The sequence below is a fragment of the Acidovorax sacchari genome (genome assembly GCF_042847045.1).
Lineage (GTDB): Bacteria > Pseudomonadota > Gammaproteobacteria > Burkholderiales > Burkholderiaceae_C > Paracidovorax > Paracidovorax sacchari.
Map to the genome: position 1 here is coordinate 1,020,559 of NZ_AP035783.1, position 17,689 is coordinate 1,038,247.

16 protein-coding genes are annotated in these 17,689 nt (G+C 67.0%); 10 read left to right on the top strand and 6 right to left on the bottom strand.

Annotated elements, in window-relative coordinates; translation table 11 throughout:
- The first annotated feature begins 223 nt into the window (after positions 1–223).
- Positions 224–673 (top strand): OsmC family protein, encoded by a 450-nt coding sequence (locus ACGHC0_RS04625; RefSeq protein WP_368354189.1) that lies wholly within the window; start codon positions 224–226, stop codon positions 671–673.
- Between the two features lie 21 nt (positions 674–694).
- On the opposite strand, the gene coq7 is transcribed toward ACGHC0_RS04625, so the two are convergent.
- Positions 695–1,312, bottom strand: a complete 618-nt coding sequence (coq7, locus tag ACGHC0_RS04630) for a 2-polyprenyl-3-methyl-6-methoxy-1,4-benzoquinone monooxygenase (RefSeq protein ID WP_368354190.1) — start codon at positions 1,310–1,312, stop codon at positions 695–697.
- A gap of 294 nt (positions 1,313–1,606) precedes the next feature.
- Here coq7 and ACGHC0_RS04635 point away from each other — a divergent pair, with 294 nt between their 5' ends.
- From ACGHC0_RS04635 to ACGHC0_RS04670, 8 genes are all read left to right on the top strand, one after another.
- Positions 1,607–2,680 (top strand): porin, encoded by a 1,074-nt coding sequence (locus ACGHC0_RS04635; RefSeq protein ID WP_368354191.1) that lies wholly within the window; start codon positions 1,607–1,609, stop codon positions 2,678–2,680.
- Between the two features lie 195 nt (positions 2,681–2,875).
- A complete protein-coding gene (locus ACGHC0_RS04640) occupies positions 2,876–4,000 on the top strand; it encodes a porin (RefSeq protein ID WP_368354192.1) in 1,125 nt (374 codons plus the stop codon).
- A gap of 285 nt (positions 4,001–4,285) precedes the next feature.
- Positions 4,286–5,266, top strand: coding sequence for an ABC transporter permease (locus ACGHC0_RS04645; RefSeq protein WP_013593353.1), 981 nt, complete (start codon positions 4,286–4,288; stop codon positions 5,264–5,266).
- A gap of 1 nt (position 5,267) precedes the next feature.
- Positions 5,268–6,515 (top strand): M20 aminoacylase family protein, encoded by a 1,248-nt coding sequence (locus ACGHC0_RS04650; RefSeq protein WP_415267559.1) that lies wholly within the window; start codon positions 5,268–5,270, stop codon positions 6,513–6,515.
- A gap of 10 nt (positions 6,516–6,525) precedes the next feature.
- Entirely contained in the window at positions 6,526–8,106 is a 1,581-nt protein-coding gene (locus ACGHC0_RS04655) for an ABC transporter substrate-binding protein (RefSeq protein ID WP_415267560.1), read from the top strand.
- 64 nt (positions 8,107–8,170) lie between these two features.
- Positions 8,171–9,082, top strand: coding sequence for an ABC transporter permease (locus tag ACGHC0_RS04660; RefSeq protein WP_368354195.1), 912 nt, complete (start codon positions 8,171–8,173; stop codon positions 9,080–9,082).
- Between the two features lie 282 nt (positions 9,083–9,364).
- Positions 9,365–10,363, top strand: a complete 999-nt coding sequence (locus tag ACGHC0_RS04665; protein WP_415267561.1) for an ABC transporter ATP-binding protein — start codon at positions 9,365–9,367, stop codon at positions 10,361–10,363.
- Positions 10,360–11,415 carry an ABC transporter ATP-binding protein gene (locus ACGHC0_RS04670; protein ID WP_368354197.1) on the top strand — a complete coding sequence of 352 codons (1,056 nt, stop codon included), beginning with the start codon at positions 10,360–10,362 and terminating at the stop codon, positions 11,413–11,415. The genes ACGHC0_RS04665 and ACGHC0_RS04670 overlap by 4 nt, the downstream gene beginning before the upstream one ends.
- 41 nt (positions 11,416–11,456) lie before the next feature.
- On the opposite strand, the gene ACGHC0_RS04675 is transcribed toward ACGHC0_RS04670, so the two are convergent.
- The 3 genes from ACGHC0_RS04675 to ACGHC0_RS04685 all read right to left on the bottom strand — a co-directional run bounded on the left by ACGHC0_RS04675 (position 11,457) and on the right by ACGHC0_RS04685 (position 14,551).
- Positions 11,457–11,933, bottom strand: coding sequence for a DoxX family protein (locus tag ACGHC0_RS04675; RefSeq protein ID WP_368354198.1), 477 nt, complete (start codon positions 11,931–11,933; stop codon positions 11,457–11,459).
- Between the two features lie 201 nt (positions 11,934–12,134).
- Positions 12,135–13,790: a methyl-accepting chemotaxis protein gene (locus tag ACGHC0_RS04680; protein ID WP_415267562.1), complete on the bottom strand. Its 1,656-nt coding sequence runs from the start codon at positions 13,788–13,790 to the stop codon at positions 12,135–12,137.
- Positions 13,791–13,954: 164 nt separating this feature from the next.
- Positions 13,955–14,551 carry a TetR/AcrR family transcriptional regulator gene (locus ACGHC0_RS04685; RefSeq protein WP_415267563.1) on the bottom strand — a complete coding sequence of 199 codons (597 nt, stop codon included), beginning with the start codon at positions 14,549–14,551 and terminating at the stop codon, positions 13,955–13,957.
- Between the two features lie 136 nt (positions 14,552–14,687).
- On the opposite strand from ACGHC0_RS04685, the gene fabF reads away from it, so the two are divergent.
- On the top strand, positions 14,688–15,983 hold the full coding sequence (gene fabF / locus ACGHC0_RS04690) for a beta-ketoacyl-ACP synthase II (RefSeq protein ID WP_415267564.1): 1,296 nt from the start codon (positions 14,688–14,690) through the stop codon (positions 15,981–15,983).
- A gap of 25 nt (positions 15,984–16,008) precedes the next feature.
- Here fabF and ACGHC0_RS04695 read toward each other — a convergent pair whose 3' ends face one another.
- Positions 16,009–16,677 (bottom strand): DUF2268 domain-containing protein, encoded by a 669-nt coding sequence (locus tag ACGHC0_RS04695; protein ID WP_415267565.1) that lies wholly within the window; start codon positions 16,675–16,677, stop codon positions 16,009–16,011.
- Positions 16,678–16,707: 30 nt separating this feature from the next.
- Positions 16,708–17,553 carry a MurR/RpiR family transcriptional regulator gene (locus ACGHC0_RS04700; RefSeq protein WP_053844624.1) on the bottom strand — a complete coding sequence of 282 codons (846 nt, stop codon included), beginning with the start codon at positions 17,551–17,553 and terminating at the stop codon, positions 16,708–16,710.
- Between the last annotated feature and the right edge of the window lie 136 nt (positions 17,554–17,689).

Sequence of the window (17,689 nt, forward strand, 5' to 3'; positions counted from 1 at the left end):
GCGGGGCAAAAAAAACGGCCCCGGATCGTGAGATCCGGGGCCGAATCCATCCTTTGAGGAGATGGAGGAGACAATAGGCGCGTCGGGTGGGTTTTTCTGACCCGCCAACCCTTTCGGGCAACGCATGGGGCAAGTGTAGCGCAACCGATGCTGCGATGCAGCAAAATTGCGATGGCGCAGCCACAAAAGTTGTCAGGCCGCCAATTTGATGGGAAAAAACAACATGGAATGCACAGTCACCTGGACCGGCGCTTCGGGCACGCGCTCGGGCATGGGGTTCATCGCGGAAACCGGCAGCGGCCACATCCTGGCCATGGACGGGGCGCCCGATGCCGCCAATCCCGCCAACGGCGGCCAGAACCTGGCCCCGCGGCCGATGGAGACCGTCCTTGCCGGCACCGGCGGTTGCACGGCCTATGACGTGGTGCTTATCCTGCGGCGGGGCCGGCACGATGTCCGCGGCTGCAGCGTGAAGCTCAGTTCCGAACGCGCGGACACGGACCCGAAGGTGTTCACCCGCATCCACATGCAGTTCACTGTCACCGGCAAGGCCTTGCCGCCTGCCGCGGTCGAGCGTGCCATCGCCATGAGCCACGAGAAGTACTGCTCCGCGAGCATCATGCTCGGCAAGACGGCGGAGATCACCACCGGCTTCGACATCGTGGAGGCCTGAGCCCGGCCGCGTCCTCCATATCTATATATGGTGCGCCGTGGCCGTCATCACCCGGGCCGCGGCGGCCATGAGCATCCGGGCCGGGGCGGGCAGGGCCGTCGCACCGGCGGCACGTGCGTCGTCCGCATGCCGCTGCTCGTCGGCCTGCATGCGTTCGATCACCGCCAGGGAGGGCGCGTCCTGCGCCGGCATGCGGTCCAGGTGCCCCTGCAGGTGGCGTGCCACCTGGTTTTCCGTCTCCACCACGAATCCCAGGCTCGCGGCGTCGCTGACCTGGGCCGCCGTCCAGCCGATCGCGAATGCGCCCGCGAACCACAGCGGATTCAGCAGGCTGGGCCGGCTGCCCAGTGCGTCGAGGCGTTCGGCCGTCCAGGCCAGGTGGTCGGTTTCCTCGCGCGCGGCCTCCAGCAACCGGGCGCGCAGCGCCGGGTCGCGCGTGACGGCGGCCTGTCCCATGTAGAGTGCCTGCGCGCAGACTTCACCCACGTGGTTCACCCGCATGAGCGCTCCGGCCTCGCGCCGCTGGGTGGGAGACAGGTCGCCTTCCGGCAGCCCCCTGGCTGGCGACGGCTGCGCGGCGTGGGGGCGTGCGAAGAGCGTGCGCAAGGCGTTGTCCGCGGCTATCAAGAGCTTGTCCATGGCGATGAATGTCGATGGCAGAAGGGTTGGATTGCTGCAAAAAAAATAGCGGAAGGACCCGGTTCCATCGCGTCCTATCTCAATTCCAGGGAACCTTTTTGTGTGTTGCGATGCTGCAACGAAATAGGGCTTTCGGGGCGATTGTGCGGGAATTCCTTTGCGAAACGGAACGGCCTCTGTTGCAATAAGGGCAACTTCCCCACCAGGAGGTTGGCCCGGGGTTGGCGGACTGCGCCTGTCGTGCGTACCAGCCCCCCGAACCGGCGCCCTCGTTTAACCTTGGAGTAACTCGCAATGAAAAAATCCCTGATTGCCCTGGCCGTGCTGGCTGCTTCCGGCGCTGCAATGGCTCAATCTTCCGTCACGATGTTCGGTATCGTCGATACGGGTGTTGCCTACATCAACAACGCCAACTCCGCTGGTCAGAACGTGTACGGCCTGACCACCAGCGGCAACGCCACGAGCCGTCTGGGCTTCCGTGGCACGGAAGACCTGGGTGGCGGCCTGAAGGCTGGCTTCTGGCTCGAAGGCGAGATCTTCGGCGACAACGGCAACGCCAACGGCTTCAACTTCCAACGCCGCTCCACCCTGAGCCTGGCTGGCAACTTCGGTGAAGTGCGCCTGGGCCGCGAACTGACCCCTTCGTACAACAAGGCCAGCAGCTATGACCTGTTCGGCCAGACCGGCATCGGCCAGTTCCAAGGCTGGAACGAGTGGCTCGGCCTGAACGGCGCAACCGGCGTGACCGCTGACACGAACAACATCCGTTCGAGCAACATGGTCAGCTACTACACCCCCAACTTCGGTGGCTTCACCGGCGGCGTGGGCTATGGCTTCGACGAGCAAACCGTGGGCAAGGCCGGCCGTTACTTCGGTGGCTACGCTGCTTACGACAACGGCCCCCTGAGCGTGACCGTGTCCTATGACCAGCGCAACACCGGCTTCACGCTGGCTGGCATCTCCACCGCTGGCAAGCACAACATCCTGACCGTGGGCGCTTCCTACGACCTGAACGTTGCCAAGCTGATCGCCATCGCCCAACAATCGAAGTACGAAGCTGACGGCTTCTCCGGCGACGCCAAGTTCAACAACTACGCCCTGGGTGCTTCCATGCCCGTCGGCGCAGGCGAATTCAAGCTGCAATACGCCCTGTACGACCAGAAGGCCATCGACTCCAAGGCTCACCAGCTGTCCCTGGGCTATGTCCACAACCTGTCCAAGCGCACCGCTCTGTACGGCACCGTGGCTTACCTGAAGAACAAGGACAACTCCAACCTCGGCCTGGCCACCAAGGGCCTGACCGTTGCCGGCCCTGGCATCGGCAACAACCAGACCGGCGTGCAAGTCGGTATCCGTCACGCTTTCTGATGGATGGCTGGCCCAGCCAGCTTGACTCAGCAAGTCAGAAAACCGCTGCCCTCGGGCAGCGGTTTTTTTTTGTCACCTCGGTAACAGGATCTAAGGGAAAACGACTGTGGGTATGCCGCTAACGCATGTTCCGATGCAAGTCATTGATTTCTAGAATAAAAGTTCCTTCACCCCTCCCGCAGAAAGAGACAACACATGCGTATTTCGTTTGTGAAAAAAGCGGTGGCACTGACCACCCTGACAGCAGCGGCTCCCTTCACCTTCGCGCAGCAGGCCGGCACGAGCAGCGTCCAGCTGTATGGCATCGTGGACATGGCGTATCGCCATACCAACAACGAGGGTCCTGCCGGCAGCCCGGGCGGCTCGCTGGACCAGATGGTCGGGGGCGGCATGTCCCAGAGCCGCTGGGGCATCAACGTGACCGAAGACCTGGGCGGGGGGCTGAAGGCACTGGTCAACCTGGAAAACCGCTTCGGCGCCGATACCGGCACGCCGGCCACGCCGTACTTCCAGCAATCCTGGGTAGGCCTGCAGGGCGGCTTCGGCCGCGTGACGCTGGGCCGCCAGTACAACATCCTCTTCGACCTGGTGACCAGCACGTATGCGTCCTATCCGTACTCGCCGTACATGGACGTCTACAAGCCCGAGATCGGCTTCGCGCTGGGCGCGCGTGCAGACAACATGATCAAGTACATGGCCGAGGTCGGTCCCTGGCGTGGCGGACTGCAATACTCCTTCGACGAAAGGAGCGCCACGGGCGGCAAGACGGTCGGCGGCTACATCCGCTATGCATCGGGCGGCCTGGCAGCCGGCCTGGGCTACCAGAACTACGAGTTCGCCTCCGGCAAGAAGATCGATGCCTGGACGCTGGGCGGCTCCTACCGCATGGGCAACTGGTACTTCAATGGTGGCTATGGTCAGAACAAGGTGGATGACGGGCTCACCGCCGTGGACCGTGCCGTGCTCTCCGCGATGTGGCAGGGCGGCATCAACGGCGGCTTCGGCGGCCCGGCCTTCCTGGCGGCCAACAAGCGCACGATCTACAAGATCGGTGCCGGCTACCAGATCACGCCGCAGATCAACCTGGGTGCGCACTACTTCCGTGCGGAGCAGAAGGGCAATACCGATCTGGCCAAGGCCAAGGCCGATTTCTTCACCATGGCCCTCGACTACGCATTCTCCAAGCGGACGGACGCCTATATCGAAATCGACCACACCAAGCTCAAGGGAGACCAGGTCAGCCTGAACAACTACGCCGGCCAGGCCAACGGCGCCAAGTCGCGCACCGGCTACACCATCGGCCTGCGGCACCGTTTCTGATCCGTCCGCGGGGCGGCGGGCGGGCGGCGCGATGCCGCCGGCACGCTGGTCCTCGCGAAATCCTGCTGCGCGATCGTGGAGCAGGCCTGCATGCCCTCCTGCCCGCCATGGGTCGGAGGGCATGCGTCCATCTGCCCGTCCATTGCCGTTGGCCGCCTCCATGTCCATCATGAATGCGGCCAGGCCAGCGACCGGTTTGCGCCCACAATCATCCGCGATGGCGCGGGTATTGCATGCAGTGGCCGCATGCCCTGCTAGCATGCCTGCTTCTCTGCCGCTCCTACGATGCTTGCCTTCATTCTGAGACGCCTCATCCAGGCCGTGATCGTCATGGTCGCGGTGGCCTTCATCTCCTTCATGCTGTTCCAGTATGTGGGCGATCCCGTCACCTTCCTGCTGGGGCAGGACGCCACGCCGGACCAGATCCGGGACATGCGGGCGGCACTCGGGCTGGACCAGCCTTTCATCGTGCAGTTCTGGCACTTCCTCGTGAACGCGGCGCAGGGCGAGTTCGGGCTGAGTCTCCGGCAGGGGGCCAAGGTGTCCAGCCTCATCGCCGAGCGGTTTCCCGCCACGCTGGAGCTGGCGCTGGTCGCCGCCGTCCTGGCCCTGGTGGTCGGCGTGCCCATGGGCGTGTATGCGGCCCTGCGCCGCGGCACCTTCACCAGCCAGCTGTTCATGACGCTGTCCCTGCTGGGTGTGTCGCTGCCCACCTTCCTCATCGGCATCCTGCTGATCCTCGTGTTCGCCGTCCACCTGGGCTGGTTCCCCAGTTTCGGGCGAGGCCCGGTCACGCAGGTCGGCTGGTGGAGCACGGGCCTGCTCAATGCCAAGGGCTGGCACCACATCACGCTGCCGGCGGTAACGCTGGCCATCTTCCAGCTCACGCTCATCATGCGCCTGGTGCGTGCCGAAATGCTGGAGGTGCTGCGCACCGACTACATCAAGTTCGCCCGCGCCCGCGGCCTGTCCGACCGGGCCATCCATTTCGGGCACGCGCTGAAGAACACGCTGGTGCCGGTGATGACCATCACCGGCCTGCAGCTGGGCGGCCTCATCGCCTTCGCCATCATCACCGAGACGGTGTTCCAGTGGCCCGGCATGGGCCTGCTCTTCATCCAGGCGGTGACGTTCGCGGACATTCCCGTGATGGCGGCCTACCTCTGCCTGATCGCCCTGATCTTCGTGGTGATCAACCTGGTCGTGGACCTGCTGTATTTCGCGGTCGATCCCCGCCTGCGCGTGGGCAAGGCGGGAGGGCACTGAGATGGTCGTCGCAGCATCCAAGCCGGCACCGTCCGCACCGCCCCGCCTGCGGGCCGGCGGCCGCGCCTTCGCCCACATCGCGCAGTTCCACCCGGAACTGACGGCCTTCCGCCGCGACCTGCATGCCCATCCCGAACTGGGTTTCGAAGAGGTGTACACGGGTTCGCGCGTGAAGGAGGCGCTCAAGGTCTGCGGGGTGGACGAGATCCACGACGGCATCGGCCGTACCGGCATCGTGGCGGTGGTCCATGGCCGCAGCCGCTCCAGCGGCAGCATGATCGGCCTGCGGGCCGACATGGACGCCCTGCCCATGTCGGAACAGAACGAGTTCACCTGGAAGTCCTGCAAGCCCGGGCTCATGCATGGCTGCGGCCACGACGGCCATACGGCCATGCTGGTGGGGGCCGCGCGCTACCTCGCCGCCACGCGCCATTTCGACGGCACGGCCGTGCTCATCTTCCAGCCCGGCGAGGAGGGCTTCGGCGGTGCGCGCGTGATGATCGAGGACGGCCTGTTCGAGCGCTTTCCCGTGCAGTCGGTCTATGCCATGCACAACTGGCCAGCCATGCGGCCCGGCACCATCGGCCTCAATTCCGGGGCGATGATGGCCTCGGCCGACCGCATCACCATCGAGATCACCGGCCGGGGAGGCCACGGCGCCCACCCCTACCAGACGGTGGACGTGGTGCTGGTGGCCGCCCACATCATCACCGCGGTGCAGGGCATCGTCTCGCGCAACGTGCGCCCGCTCGACAGCGCCGTGATCAGCCTGTGCGCGATGCAGGCGGGCGACCTGGGCGCCTTCAGCGTGCTGCCCGGCACGGCCACGCTCGTGGGTACCGTGCGCACGTTCTCGCCCGCGGTGCAGGAAATGATCGAGCAGCGCCTCAAGGACCTGTGCAGCGCGGTGGCCCTGGGCTTCGGTGCCACGGCCACCGTACGCTACGAGCGCATCTATCCCGCGACCATCAACACCGAGAGCGATGCGCAGTTCGCGGGGGACGTGGCGGTGTCGCTCGTCGGCGCCGAGAACGTGGTGCGCGACCTCGAGCCCAGCATGGGCGCGGAGGATTTTTCCTTCATGCTGCAGAGCAAGCCGGGGGCCTACCTGCGCATCGGACAGGGCACCGGGCCCGGCCACAGCGCGCTGCACAACAGCCGGTACGACTTCAATGACGAAATCCTGCCGCTGGGTGCCGCGCTGCATGCGGGCCTGGTCGAGCAGGCGATGCCGCTGGCAGCGGTCTGAGGGCACGATCATGAAATTCCCACGCACGGCATTGCGCGCCGCCATCGGCGCATCCCTGGTCGCTGCAGCCTGCATGGTGGGCGCGCAGACCATCCGTGTCGCCAACCAGGGCGACGCGCTGTCGATGGATCCGCATTCCCTGAACGAAAGCCTGCAGCTCAGCGTGACCGGCAATGTCTATGAGCCCCTCGTGGGCCGCAACAAGGACCTGAGCCTGGCGCCCGCTCTGGCGACGCGCTGGACGCAGACCTCGCCCACGGTATGGCGATTCGAGTTGCGCCGGGGCGTGCACTTTCATGACGGCAGCCCGTTCACCGCCGACGACGTGCTGTTCTCGCTGGCGCGCACGCAGGCCGGCAGTTCGGACATGAAGACGTACACCAACGACTTCAAGGAAGTGCGCAAGGTGGACGACTACACGGTCGAGATCGAGACCAAGTCCCCGTATCCCATCCTGCCCGACGTGCTCACGCTGGTGTACATGATGTCGCGCAAGTGGTGCGAGGCGAACCAGGCCACGGAGCCGGTGGACCGGCGCAAGGGGGTGGAGAATGCGGCGTCGTTCCGGGCCAACGGCACGGGGCCGTTCCGCCTGCGCGAGCGCCAGCCCGGCGTGCGCACGGTGTTCACGCGCAACGTGCAGTACTGGGGGGCGATCGAGGGCAACGTGGCCGAGGTGGTGTTCACCCCCATCGGCAACGATGCCACGCGCGTCGCGGCGCTGCTGTCGGGCCAGGTGGATGTGATGGAGCCCGTGCCCGTACAGGACATCGAGCGCGTGAACACGAGCCCGCTCACGCGCGCCGTGACCGGGCCCGAGTTGCGCACCATCTTCCTGGGCATGGACCAGAAGCGCGACGAACTGCTGTATTCGAGCGTGAAGGGCAAGAACCCGTTCAAGGACAAGCGCGTGCGCCAGGCCTTCTACCAGGCGATCGACATCGAGGGCATCCGCAAGACGGTGATGCGCGGCGCGTCGAACCCGTCGGCGCTGCTGGTCGGCCCGGGGGTGAACGGCTTCCAGCCCGACATCAGGCGGCTGCCATACGATGCGGACGCCGCGCGCAAGCTGATGGCCGAGGCAGGCTATCCGAACGGTTTCGAGGTGGGCATGAACTGCCCGAACGACCGCTACGTGAACGATGCGCGCATTTGCCAAGCCGTGGCCGCCAACCTGGCGCGCATCGGCGTGAAGGTGAACCTGCAGGCGGAGACCAAGGGCACGTACTTTCCCAAGGTGCTGCGGCGGGACACCAGTTTCTACATGCTGGGCTGGATGCCCGCCACCTACGACGCGCACAACGCGATGAACGCGCTGATGGCCTGCGTGGACGAGAAGGGCGCCGGGCAGTTCAACCTGGGCGGGTACTGCAACCCCAAGGTGGACGAACTCACGCGGCAGGTGCAGTCGGAGACCGACAAGGCCCGGCGCGACGCGATGATCCGCCAGGCATTCGAGATCCACGCGGCCGACGTGGGCCACATCCCGCTGCACCAGCAGGCCCTGGCCTGGGGCGTGTCGCGCAAGGTGGCGCTGGTGCAGATGGCCGACAACTTCATGCCATTCAAGTGGATGAGCCTCGCGAAGTGACACGCTGATCCGTTACGCCCGCGTGAGGATGCCGCTGTGCCCCACGCTTTTCCCGAATCCCACGATGAAAAAAACGCTCTTCCGATGGTTCGACAGCGATGTCGGCTACAGCTTTCGCACCTCGCCCGTCGCCATGGGTGCCGCGGCGATCGCGGTGGTGTGCGTGTTCTGCTCGCTGTTCGCGGGCTGGGTGGCGCCGCACAATCCGTTCGATCTCACCACGCTCGAATTGAGCGATGCCCGGCTGCCGCCGGCGTGGAGCGATGGCGGCTCCTGGAAATACCCGTTCGGCACGGACGACCAGGGACGCGACATCCTCTCGGCGCTGATCTACGGCGCGCGCATTTCGCTCGTCGTCGGCCTGGCATCGGTCGCGCTGTCGGTGGTGGTGGGGGTGGCGCTCGGGCTGCTGGCGGGCTTCAAGGGCGGTTGGATCGACGCGGTGCTCATGCGCCTGTGCGACGTGATGCTGTCCTTTCCCGCGATCCTCGTGGCCCTGCTGATCGCCGGGGTGGGCCGTGCGGTGTTCCCCAACGCGCACGAGTCGCTGGCCTTCGGCGTGCTGATCCTGTCCATCTCGCTCACGGGCTGGGTGCAGTACGCGCGTACGGTGCGCGGCTCCACCCTGGTGGAGCGCAACAAGGAATACGTACAGGCGGCACGGGTGACGGGCGTGTCGTCCTCGCGCATCATGCGGCGCCACGTGCTGCCCAACGTGCTCGGGCCGGTGATGGTGCTGGCCACCATCCAGGTGGCCACGGCGATCATCACCGAAGCGACCCTGTCCTTCCTGGGCGTGGGTGCGCCGCCCACGTCGCCCTCGCTCGGCACGCTGATCCGCATCGGCAACGACTACCTGTTCTCGGGCGAGTGGTGGATCACGGTGTTCCCGGGCGTGATGCTGGTGTTGATCGCGCTTTCCGTGAACCTGCTGGGCGACTGGCTGCGCGATGCGCTGAATCCTCGGCTGCGCTAGAGATGGAGAACACCCCCCTGAGCGGCTGCGCCGCTCCGTGCTGCCGCCAGAGGCAACTGCCCTTCGTGCACGTCCAAGCCTGCGCAGGCAGGCTCGGAGCCGCGGCACTCAGCCCCCGCTCTCCCCGTGCTGCGCACGGCGGGCAGGGGGACGACGCCAGCGGCCTGGCAAAGCCAGTTCCGCGGCGTCTGCTGGCGTGGCCTGCTCCGCGGCCACAGGTCGGGCCGCGCCGGTTTTGGGCGCTGCGCCGAAGTGCAACGGATAACGGATGGATGGCCTGCCATGTCCCTTCTTGAAGTCGAGAACCTCGTCGTCGAATTTCCGGGCCGCCGCGGGACGCTGCGGGCGCTGGACGATATTTCCTTTTCGATCGCGCCGGGCGAGATCCTGGGCGTGGTGGGCGAGTCGGGGGCGGGCAAGTCGCTGACCGGTGCGGCCATCATCGGGCTGCTGGAGCCGCCGGGACGCGTGGCGGGCGGGCGGATCCTGCTGCAGGGCGAGCGCATCGACGACCTGCCGCCGCAGAAGATGCGCCATGTGCGCGGGCGGCGCATCGGTGCGATCTTCCAGGATCCGCTCACCTCGCTGAACCCGCTCTACACGGTCGGCAGGCAACTGGTGGAGACGATCCAGGCGCACCTGCCGGTGAATGCCGCGGAAGCGCGGCGCAGGGCGATCCAGCTGCTCAAGGACACGGGCATTCCCGCGGCGGAGCAGCGCGTGGACCACTATCCCCACCAGTTCTCGGGCGGCATGCGGCAGCGGGTGGTGATTGCCCTGGCGCTCGCTGCCGAGCCCCAGCTCATCGTGGCCGACGAGCCCACCACCGCGCTGGACGTGTCGATCCAGGCGCAGATCATCCAGTTGCTGAAGAACATCTGCAAATCGCGCGGCGCGGCCGTGATGCTCATCACCCACGACATGGGCGTGATCGCCGAGACCTGCGACCGCGTGGCCGTGCTCTATGCGGGCCGCGTGGCGGAGATCGGGCCGGTGCACGAGGTGATCAACCACCCCGCCCATCCCTATACGGCGGGCTTGATGGCGTCGATTCCCGACATGGCGCAGGACCGCGAGCGCCTGAACCAGATCGACGGCGCGATGCCGCGTCTCAACGCCATTCCACCGGGCTGCGCCTTCAACCCGCGCTGCCCCCATGCCTTCGACCGCTGCCGCGTGGAACGGCCGGAACTGCTGCCCGCCGGGCCCACGCGCGCCGCCTGCTGGCTGCATGCCGCCACGCCGAACGCCTCCGCCGCCATCCAGGAAGCCGTGTCATGAGCAACGCGATGCCCACCCCGAAGAACGCCTCCGCAGCGCCGCTGGTGCAGGCGCATGACCTGGCCAGGACTTTCGATGTCTCCGCGCCATGGCTCAACCGTGTGCTGGAGCGCAAGCCTCGCACCCTGCTGCATGCAGTGGACGGCGTGAGCTTCACCATCGAGAAGGGCAAGACCCTCGCGCTGGTGGGCGAATCCGGTTGCGGCAAGAGCACGGTGGCACGGCTGCTCGTGGGCCTGTACGAGCCCACCCGCGGCGGTCTCACCTTCGACGGGCAGGATGCCCATGCCGCCTTCAAGGGCCGCGACGCGCGCACCATGCGCCAGCGCATCCAGATGATCTTCCAGGACCCGTACGCGAGCCTGAACCCGCGCTGGATCGTGGAGGACATCATCGGCGAGCCGCTGCGCGAGCATGGTCTCATCACCGACAAGGCCCAGCTGCGGCAACGCGTGGGTGAGCTGCTGCAGTCCGTGGGACTGTCCCCGCTGGACATGGCCAAGTACCCCCACCAGTTCTCGGGCGGGCAGCGCCAGCGCATCTCGATCGCGCGGGCATTGGCGACCGAGCCGGAGTTCCTGGTGTGCGACGAGCCCACGTCGGCACTGGACGTGTCCGTGCAGGCGCAGGTGCTCAACATCATGAAGGACCTGCAGCGCGAGCGGCACCTCACGTACCTGTTCATCAGCCACAACCTCGCCGTGGTGCGCCACGTCAGCGACCAGGTGGGAGTGATGTACCTGGGGCGCCTCGTGGAACTGGCCGACAAGCGCGAGCTCTTCGCCGCGCCGCGCCATCCCTACACCCGCATGCTGCTGGACGCCATCCCGAAGATGCACGATACGGGCCGCGCACGCACGCCCGTGCAGGGGGAAGTTCCGAATCCGCTCAATCCGCCCTCCGGCTGCGCCTTCAACCCGCGCTGCCCCCATGCCAATGACCGCTGCCGCACCGAGCGGCCGCAGCTCATCGACGACGGCGGCGTGCGCGTGGCGTGCCACGGTATCGAAGAGGGGCGGATCCCGCGGGTCGCCGCCGCGCAGGCCGCCTGACGGCCACGCGAGCGAAATGCCCCTGAGCGGGGGGCAGGCAGTCAGTTGAAGCGGCCGTGCGTCCCGCCCAGGCCGTAGCGGCCGGCCCCGAGCAGCATCACGGCGAGGGCGCCGAACAGGTACATGCCCTGCAGCTCCAGCGCCCAGCCGCCCTGCTGCGTCATCGTGAACAGCTGGCCCATGTGGACGAGGCCGATGGCCACCACCATGTTGACGAAGATGATGGCTGCTCCCGCGCGGGTGGCGACGCCGGCGATGACCATCAGGGGTGCCAGGATTTCACCGACGTACACTAGGTAGCCCAGGGCGCCCGGCAGGCCGGCCTTTTCCAGCATGCCCGTGATGAAGCCGGCGCCGTTCTGCAGCTTGAAGAGGCCGTGCAGCAGGATCAGCACGCCCAGCGCGAGGCGCAGCACGAGCTTGCCTGCGTCGTCCAGGGCCGGTGCCGCGGCCTGGGTGGCCGCCGAACCGGGGCGCAGGGGTTGAACGGGTCGGGTGGATGCGGTCGAGAGGGTCATGGCAGTGCTCCTGGCAGCAGGGGGTGAGTGATCGATGCCCGCAGTGTGCGCGCCGCCGCCGTGGGGTGTCGGTGCGTTTTCGCACACTGTCCCCGCGATGTCTCCCGGAGCGTGTCGGAGGGCGCCGCGCCACGGGCTCGGCCGTGGACGACAGCGGTCATGTCTCCTTCGGCTGGCAGCCCTGGCCGCCGTGCCGGCCGATCAGGCGGCTGCCAGTGCCGGGTGGCGCGCGTGCGGAAGGGGCGCCACCGCCCTGGCTGTGCCATGGGAACGCCATTGCGCTGCCGCAGGGGTCGCCTGGGCCTGGAGCTTGAAGACCGCCACCAGCGTGTTGAGCTGTTCCGATTGCGCCCGCAGGCTGGCGGCTGCGGCGGCGCTCTGCTCCACCAGTGCGGCGTTCTGCTGCGTCACCTGGTCCAGGTGGTTCACCGCTTCGCCCACCTGGCCGATGCCGCTGCTCTGTTCGGCCGAGGCGTTGGCGATCTCGCTGATCAGGGTGCCGACCTGGCGGACCTGCGCGACGATGTCGTCCATGCTGCGGCCCGCCTCGCCCACCAGCTGGCTGCCGTTGTCCACCTTCGCCACGCTGTCCGCGATGAGATCCTTGATCTCCTTGGCGGCCTGGGAGGAGCGTTGCGCCAGCGTGCGCACTTCGCTCGCCACCACGGCGAAGCCGCGGCCCTGCTCGCCGGCCCGCGCCGCTTCCACGGCCGCATTCAGCGCCAGGATGTTGGTCTGGAAGGCGATGGAGTCGATGACGCTGGTGATGTCCGCGATCCTGCTCGACGAGGCCGCGATGGCCTGCATGGTCTCCACGACACTCCCGACGATGGTGCCGCCCTGTTCCGCCGCCTGGGTCGCGCGGGCGGCAAGCTGGTTGGCTTCCCGGGCGGTGTCGGAATTGGTCTTCACGGTGCTGCTCAGTTCCTCCATCGAGGCCGCGGTTTCCTCGAGGCTGCTGGCCTGCTGCTCGGTGCGCTGGCTCAGGTCCGCATTGCCCATCGCGATCTCGGCCGCGCCGGTGGCGATGCTCTCGCTGCTGTCGCGCACCTGTCCGACCATGGACACGAGCTGGCCGTTCATGTGCTGCAGGGCCTGCAGCAGTGCCGCGGGTTCGTCCCTGCCCTGGATGTGGAACGAGGACGTGAGATCGCCCTGGGCCACGGCCGATGCGACGGAAACCCCGGTGGCCAGTGGCTGGGTGATGGAACGTGTCACCACGGCTGCCAATGCCAGGCCGCAAACGAGCGAGAAGGCGATGAGGACGCTGAAGACCAGTATGGCGCGGTCGTATCCGGCGCTCGCTGCGGCAGCGGCGGCGGTACCGCCATCCTCATTCAGCTTCACCAGTTGCGCCAGTGTTTCGATCAGGTCGGAGAACAGCTTGGCAGAGTCCCCGGTCGCCAGGGTGTTCGCCGCGGCCGCCGAAGCACCACCCTCATCCAGCAGCGTCACGAGGCGGCGTTCGTGGATGCGGTAATTGTCCAGCTGCGTGCGGAAGACGTCGTAGAGCTTCTGTTCTTCGGGCGAGGAAATCATCTTTTCATAGACGGCAACACCGCGTGGCAATTGCTCGTCCATCAGTGCCTTCTGGGTTGCCAGTTGGCGCTGGCGCCCTTCGGCAGTGGCTTCCAGCAGGCGCCGCAGGCTGGCCCGCCGGGCGCTGTTCAGCACGGAACGCAGTTCACCGACGGCCCGGACGCTGGGCAGCCAGTTGGTGCCGAGCTCGCTGGCGTGGTAGTTGATGCTCCGGATCTGGACGATGCCGAACAGCCCCAGCCCGAGCAGAAGGGCCAGCAGGGTACCGAAGCCCAATGCCAGCCGGGTGCCGATCTTGACTTGTCGAAGGATTTGCATGAAAGGACTCCCTTGGTGTGCAAGTTGATCATATTTATCAAACTTAACACAATCTTACGGGAGTCCATTGTTTTTGTCTCTTCCCGAAATCAGAAAATCTCATGCATATCAAAGAGATGACTAATTTTCTCCAAAGGTTGGCAATTTCTGATTTGTCATTTATATCATTTTATGGCTTTCGCTGACGCTGAGAGCCCGGAGGTCAGTTGCTCACTCAGAACGGCCAGGATCTCGTCCGAGAGCGCCGGACGCCCGGACGCCGTGGCACGCGCCAGCACCATGCCGCCGACCATGGTGGCCAGCATCTGCATGGCACGCGCACGGGCTTCGGCGCCGGGTTGCGCCGACGGCTCCAGTCCTTCGGCCACGCGGGCGAATCGTTCGATGTTGCGCTCGATGCCCTGGGCGAATACCTCGGACAGTTCGCCACCTGCGCGTGCGGCGTCCACTGCCAGTGCCGCGACCGGGCAGCCTTCGCCTGGGTGGTCGCGGTGTTCGGGTGACAGGTAGCTCGCCACCCGGGCTGCCAGGCCTGCAGGCTGGTCGCTCGGGATCGACCATTCGAAAGCGAGAGCGCATGCTTCGCGCACCAGGGCATCCTTGCTCTCGAAATGCCGGTACAGGCCACCGTGCGTCAGGCCTGCCCCGCGGGTGATCTCTGCCACCCCCACGCCTTCCAATCCGTGCTCCCGGTACAGGCGCGCAGCCGTCTCCAGGATGTTCCTGCGGTTTGCGGAGGATTGTGCCTTGGACACTTTCATGGGAGATCCTTATTGATGATGTTTGTACGCAATGGGATGCGACGGCTTATGATGATGCCCATCATCTTAAACGGCGCGTTCTCTCATGTCTCCTGCATCCACTTCCACCACCGGCGGTAACGGCCACTCCCCTTCCATGGCGGGCCATCCGGGCACGCCTCGCGTGGTCATCACCGGGATGGGCATGGTGTGCCCGCTGGGTTGCGGGTCGGAACTGGCGTGGCGGCGGCTTCTGGAGGGCCGTTCGGGCCTGCGGCGCCTGCCCGAAGCCGTGGTGGAAGGGCTGGATGCGGCAGTCGGCGGCATGGTGCCGGCGCCAGCGGAGGATGCCGAAGGGGGCTGGGAGCCTGGCATGGCCGTGTCCGCCAAGGATCTGCGCAAGATGGACCGCTTCATCCCCATGGCCCTGGAGGCGGCACGGCAGGCACTCGCACAGGCCGCATGGGCTCCCGCGGACGCGCGGGCACGGGAGCGCACCGCCACCGTGATCGCCTCGGGCATCGGCGGCTTCGGGGCCATCGCCGAGGCCGTGCGCACCACCGACACGCGCGGCCCCCGGCGCCTGTCGCCTTTCACGGTACCGTCCTTTCTCGTCAACCTGGCCGCCGGCCACGTATCGATCCGCCACGGCTTCCAGGGGCCGCTCGGCGCGCCCGTGACGGCCTGTGCCGCGGGCGTGCAGGCGCTGGGAGACGGAGCCCGGATGATCCGGGCCGGCGAGGCCGACGTGGCCGTCTGCGGTGGCACCGAGGCCGCCATCGATCGCGTCAGCCTGGGGGGATTCGCCGCGTCGAAAGCCCTGTCCACCGCGTTCGCGGACCGGCCGGACCAGGCCTCCCGGCCTTTCGATGCCGCGCGCGACGGTTTCGTGATGGGGGAGGGTGCCGGCGTGCTCGTGCTCGAATCGCTGGACCATGCGCTCGCGCGCTGCGCGGTGCCGCTGGCCGAGCTGGTGGGTTACGGCACGTCCGCCGACGCACACCACATCACCTCCGGGCCCGAGGACGGCGACGGCGCGCGGCGCGCCATGGCGCTGGCCCTGGCACAGGCGGGGCTGGCGCCGGGGCAGGTGCAATACCTGAACGCCCACGCCACCTCCACCTACGTGGGTGACCGTGGGGAACTGGCCGCGGTCCGCAGCCTGTTCGGGACGGACGGCGCGGTCGCGATCAGTTCGACCAAGGCCGCCACGGGCCACCTGCTGGGTGCCGCCGGCGCCGTGGCCGCCATCTTCACGGCGCTCGCGCTGCGCGACCAGGTGGTGCCCGCGACGCGCAACCTCGTGCAACCCGATGCGCTTGCCGAGGGTCTCGACCTGGTGGCCGGAAGCGCACGCCCGATGCCGCTGCAACACGCCCTGGTCAACGGGTTCGGCTTCGGCGGCGTGAATGCCTCGCTCGTGCTCGAACGCTGGGCGCCTGGCGCTTCCTGATGCCGGGCATGGGCGAGGCAGGCGCTCACTCCTCGCCCTCCAGATCTGCCAAGAACGCCGCAGCCGGAACATGGACCAGTTCCGAAGACGACAGCCCGGTCCGGCGGGAGTGCCGCACCGCCATGGCATATCCGAGTGCATAGCCCGAATGGCGCGGAAGTGTGTCCGGCTGGGTTCCAAAGAACCACTTCGCATGCCCATAGTCCGTCCGGTCGTGGTGTGCGCGGGCGAGTGCAGCGATCGCCTTGAGCCGGACCGGGGACAGCGAATGCGCATAGAACGGCGGACCGTTGCCCTCGAATTCCGATTCGAACAGGCACGCCAGCCCTTCGCTGACCAGCGCTTCGCCCAGAGTATTGCCGTAGCCGGGACCGGCCCAGCGCGCGCAGTGGTGCAGCTCGTGGGCCAGCAGGCTGCGCAGGGCGTGGCCGAACGCCACGGGGTCGGCCTCATGGCGATGCATGTCGATGGGCAGGAACACGCGGTGAGCGGACGGCGTGTACCCGCCTGCGCCCAGCTCCGGAATGGTGGACGCCGGATCGTGATAGACCACCACATCGACGCCTTGCAGCGGCAGCCGTTGCACCACGGATGCCGTCACGGCCTCCAATGCCGCCCGCAGGGCGTCCACGTGGATGCCCAGTTCATCGCCTGCGTTCAGCAGGTGGATCGCAACGACAGGGGTCGATGGCATCGTGTGGTTCCGGGCGGGTGCGAAAGCGCTTCACGTATAGCGCTTGGCCCGGAGGTTGTCCTTCATCTGCTGCAGGCGTGGCTGCAGCGGCTCTCCGATGCGCAGTGCCACGCAGGTGGCGAGCACGTCGATCACCAGCAGGTGCAGCAGGCGCGAGACCATCGGGCTGTAGCGGTCGTAACCTTCCGGATGGTCGGCTGCGAGGTGGATGTGGCAGGCGCTGGCCAGGGGCGAGCCGCTGGCGGTGATGGCGATCGTGGTGGCGCCATTCTTGCGGGCGATGTCGGCCGCGTCCATGAGGTCGCGGGTGCGGCCGGAGTTGGAGACGATCACCACGCAGTCGCCCGGCCCCAGCAGGGTGGCGCTCATGACCTGCATGTGGCCGTCGCTGGTCGAAAGGCTGGTCACGCCCAGCCGGAAGAACTTGTGCTGCGCGTCCTGCGCCACGATGCCCGAATTGCCCGCACCGTAGAACTCGATCCGCCGGCCCGTCTGCCAGGTGGCGGCGATCGCCTGCGCAGCCTGCTCGATGGCCTTGGTGCTCGCCGCGTTGCGGTACTGCAGGAAGGCTGCGACGGCGTTGTCCACCACTTTCACGAGCACATCGCCGGTCTTGTCGTCCGCGTCCACGCTGCGGTGGATGAACGGCACGCCCTCGCTCACGCTCCCGGCGAGCTTGAGCTTGAAATCGGCCAGCCCGTCGTAGCCCATGCTGCGGCAAAAGCGCACCACCGTGGGCTTGCTCACTCCCGCCCGCGCCGCCAGCTCCCGTACCGGCAGCCGCGCGAACGCACGCGCGTCCTGCAGCACCAGCTGGCCCACCCGCTGCTCGGCGGGGGCCAGCGAAGGCAGGGAGGCAGTGATGCGTTCGAGCATGTCAGTAGTCCCGTGCGAAAGCTGGAGTGCTCTGGATGAGTGCCACTGCCCATAGCCTGTGAAACTGGCGCGGCCTCACCCGTCGAATGGCCGCGGAGCAGGCCAAGCCAGCAGACGCCGTGGAGCCGGCTTTGCC

What these genes read in the sequence shown, in the direction of transcription:
- ACGHC0_RS04675 (WP_368354198.1), bottom strand. Translation starts at nt 11,933, where the DNA reads ATGACCCTCTCGACCGCATCCACCCGACCCGTTCAACCCCTGCGCCCC.
- ACGHC0_RS04640 (WP_368354192.1), top strand. Translation starts at nt 2,876, where the DNA reads ATGCGTATTTCGTTTGTGAAAAAAGCGGTGGCACTGACCACCCTGACA.
- ACGHC0_RS04700 (WP_053844624.1), bottom strand. Translation starts at nt 17,553, where the DNA reads ATGCTCGAACGCATCACTGCCTCCCTGCCTTCGCTGGCCCCCGCCGAG.
- ACGHC0_RS04660 (WP_368354195.1), top strand. Translation starts at nt 8,171, where the DNA reads ATGAAAAAAACGCTCTTCCGATGGTTCGACAGCGATGTCGGCTACAGC.
- ACGHC0_RS04635 (WP_368354191.1), top strand. Translation starts at nt 1,607, where the DNA reads ATGAAAAAATCCCTGATTGCCCTGGCCGTGCTGGCTGCTTCCGGCGCT.
- ACGHC0_RS04685 (WP_415267563.1), bottom strand. Translation starts at nt 14,551, where the DNA reads ATGAAAGTGTCCAAGGCACAATCCTCCGCAAACCGCAGGAACATCCTG.
- ACGHC0_RS04645 (WP_013593353.1), top strand. Translation starts at nt 4,286, where the DNA reads ATGCTTGCCTTCATTCTGAGACGCCTCATCCAGGCCGTGATCGTCATG.
- ACGHC0_RS04670 (WP_368354197.1), top strand. Translation starts at nt 10,360, where the DNA reads ATGAGCAACGCGATGCCCACCCCGAAGAACGCCTCCGCAGCGCCGCTG.
- ACGHC0_RS04625 (WP_368354189.1), top strand. Translation starts at nt 224, where the DNA reads ATGGAATGCACAGTCACCTGGACCGGCGCTTCGGGCACGCGCTCGGGC.
- ACGHC0_RS04680 (WP_415267562.1), bottom strand. Translation starts at nt 13,790, where the DNA reads ATGCAAATCCTTCGACAAGTCAAGATCGGCACCCGGCTGGCATTGGGC.
- ACGHC0_RS04650 (WP_415267559.1), top strand. Translation starts at nt 5,268, where the DNA reads ATGGTCGTCGCAGCATCCAAGCCGGCACCGTCCGCACCGCCCCGCCTG.
- fabF (WP_415267564.1), top strand. Translation starts at nt 14,688, where the DNA reads ATGGCGGGCCATCCGGGCACGCCTCGCGTGGTCATCACCGGGATGGGC.
- ACGHC0_RS04665 (WP_415267561.1), top strand. Translation starts at nt 9,365, where the DNA reads ATGTCCCTTCTTGAAGTCGAGAACCTCGTCGTCGAATTTCCGGGCCGC.
- coq7 (WP_368354190.1), bottom strand. Translation starts at nt 1,312, where the DNA reads ATGGACAAGCTCTTGATAGCCGCGGACAACGCCTTGCGCACGCTCTTC.
- ACGHC0_RS04695 (WP_415267565.1), bottom strand. Translation starts at nt 16,677, where the DNA reads ATGCCATCGACCCCTGTCGTTGCGATCCACCTGCTGAACGCAGGCGAT.
- ACGHC0_RS04655 (WP_415267560.1), top strand. Translation starts at nt 6,526, where the DNA reads ATGAAATTCCCACGCACGGCATTGCGCGCCGCCATCGGCGCATCCCTG.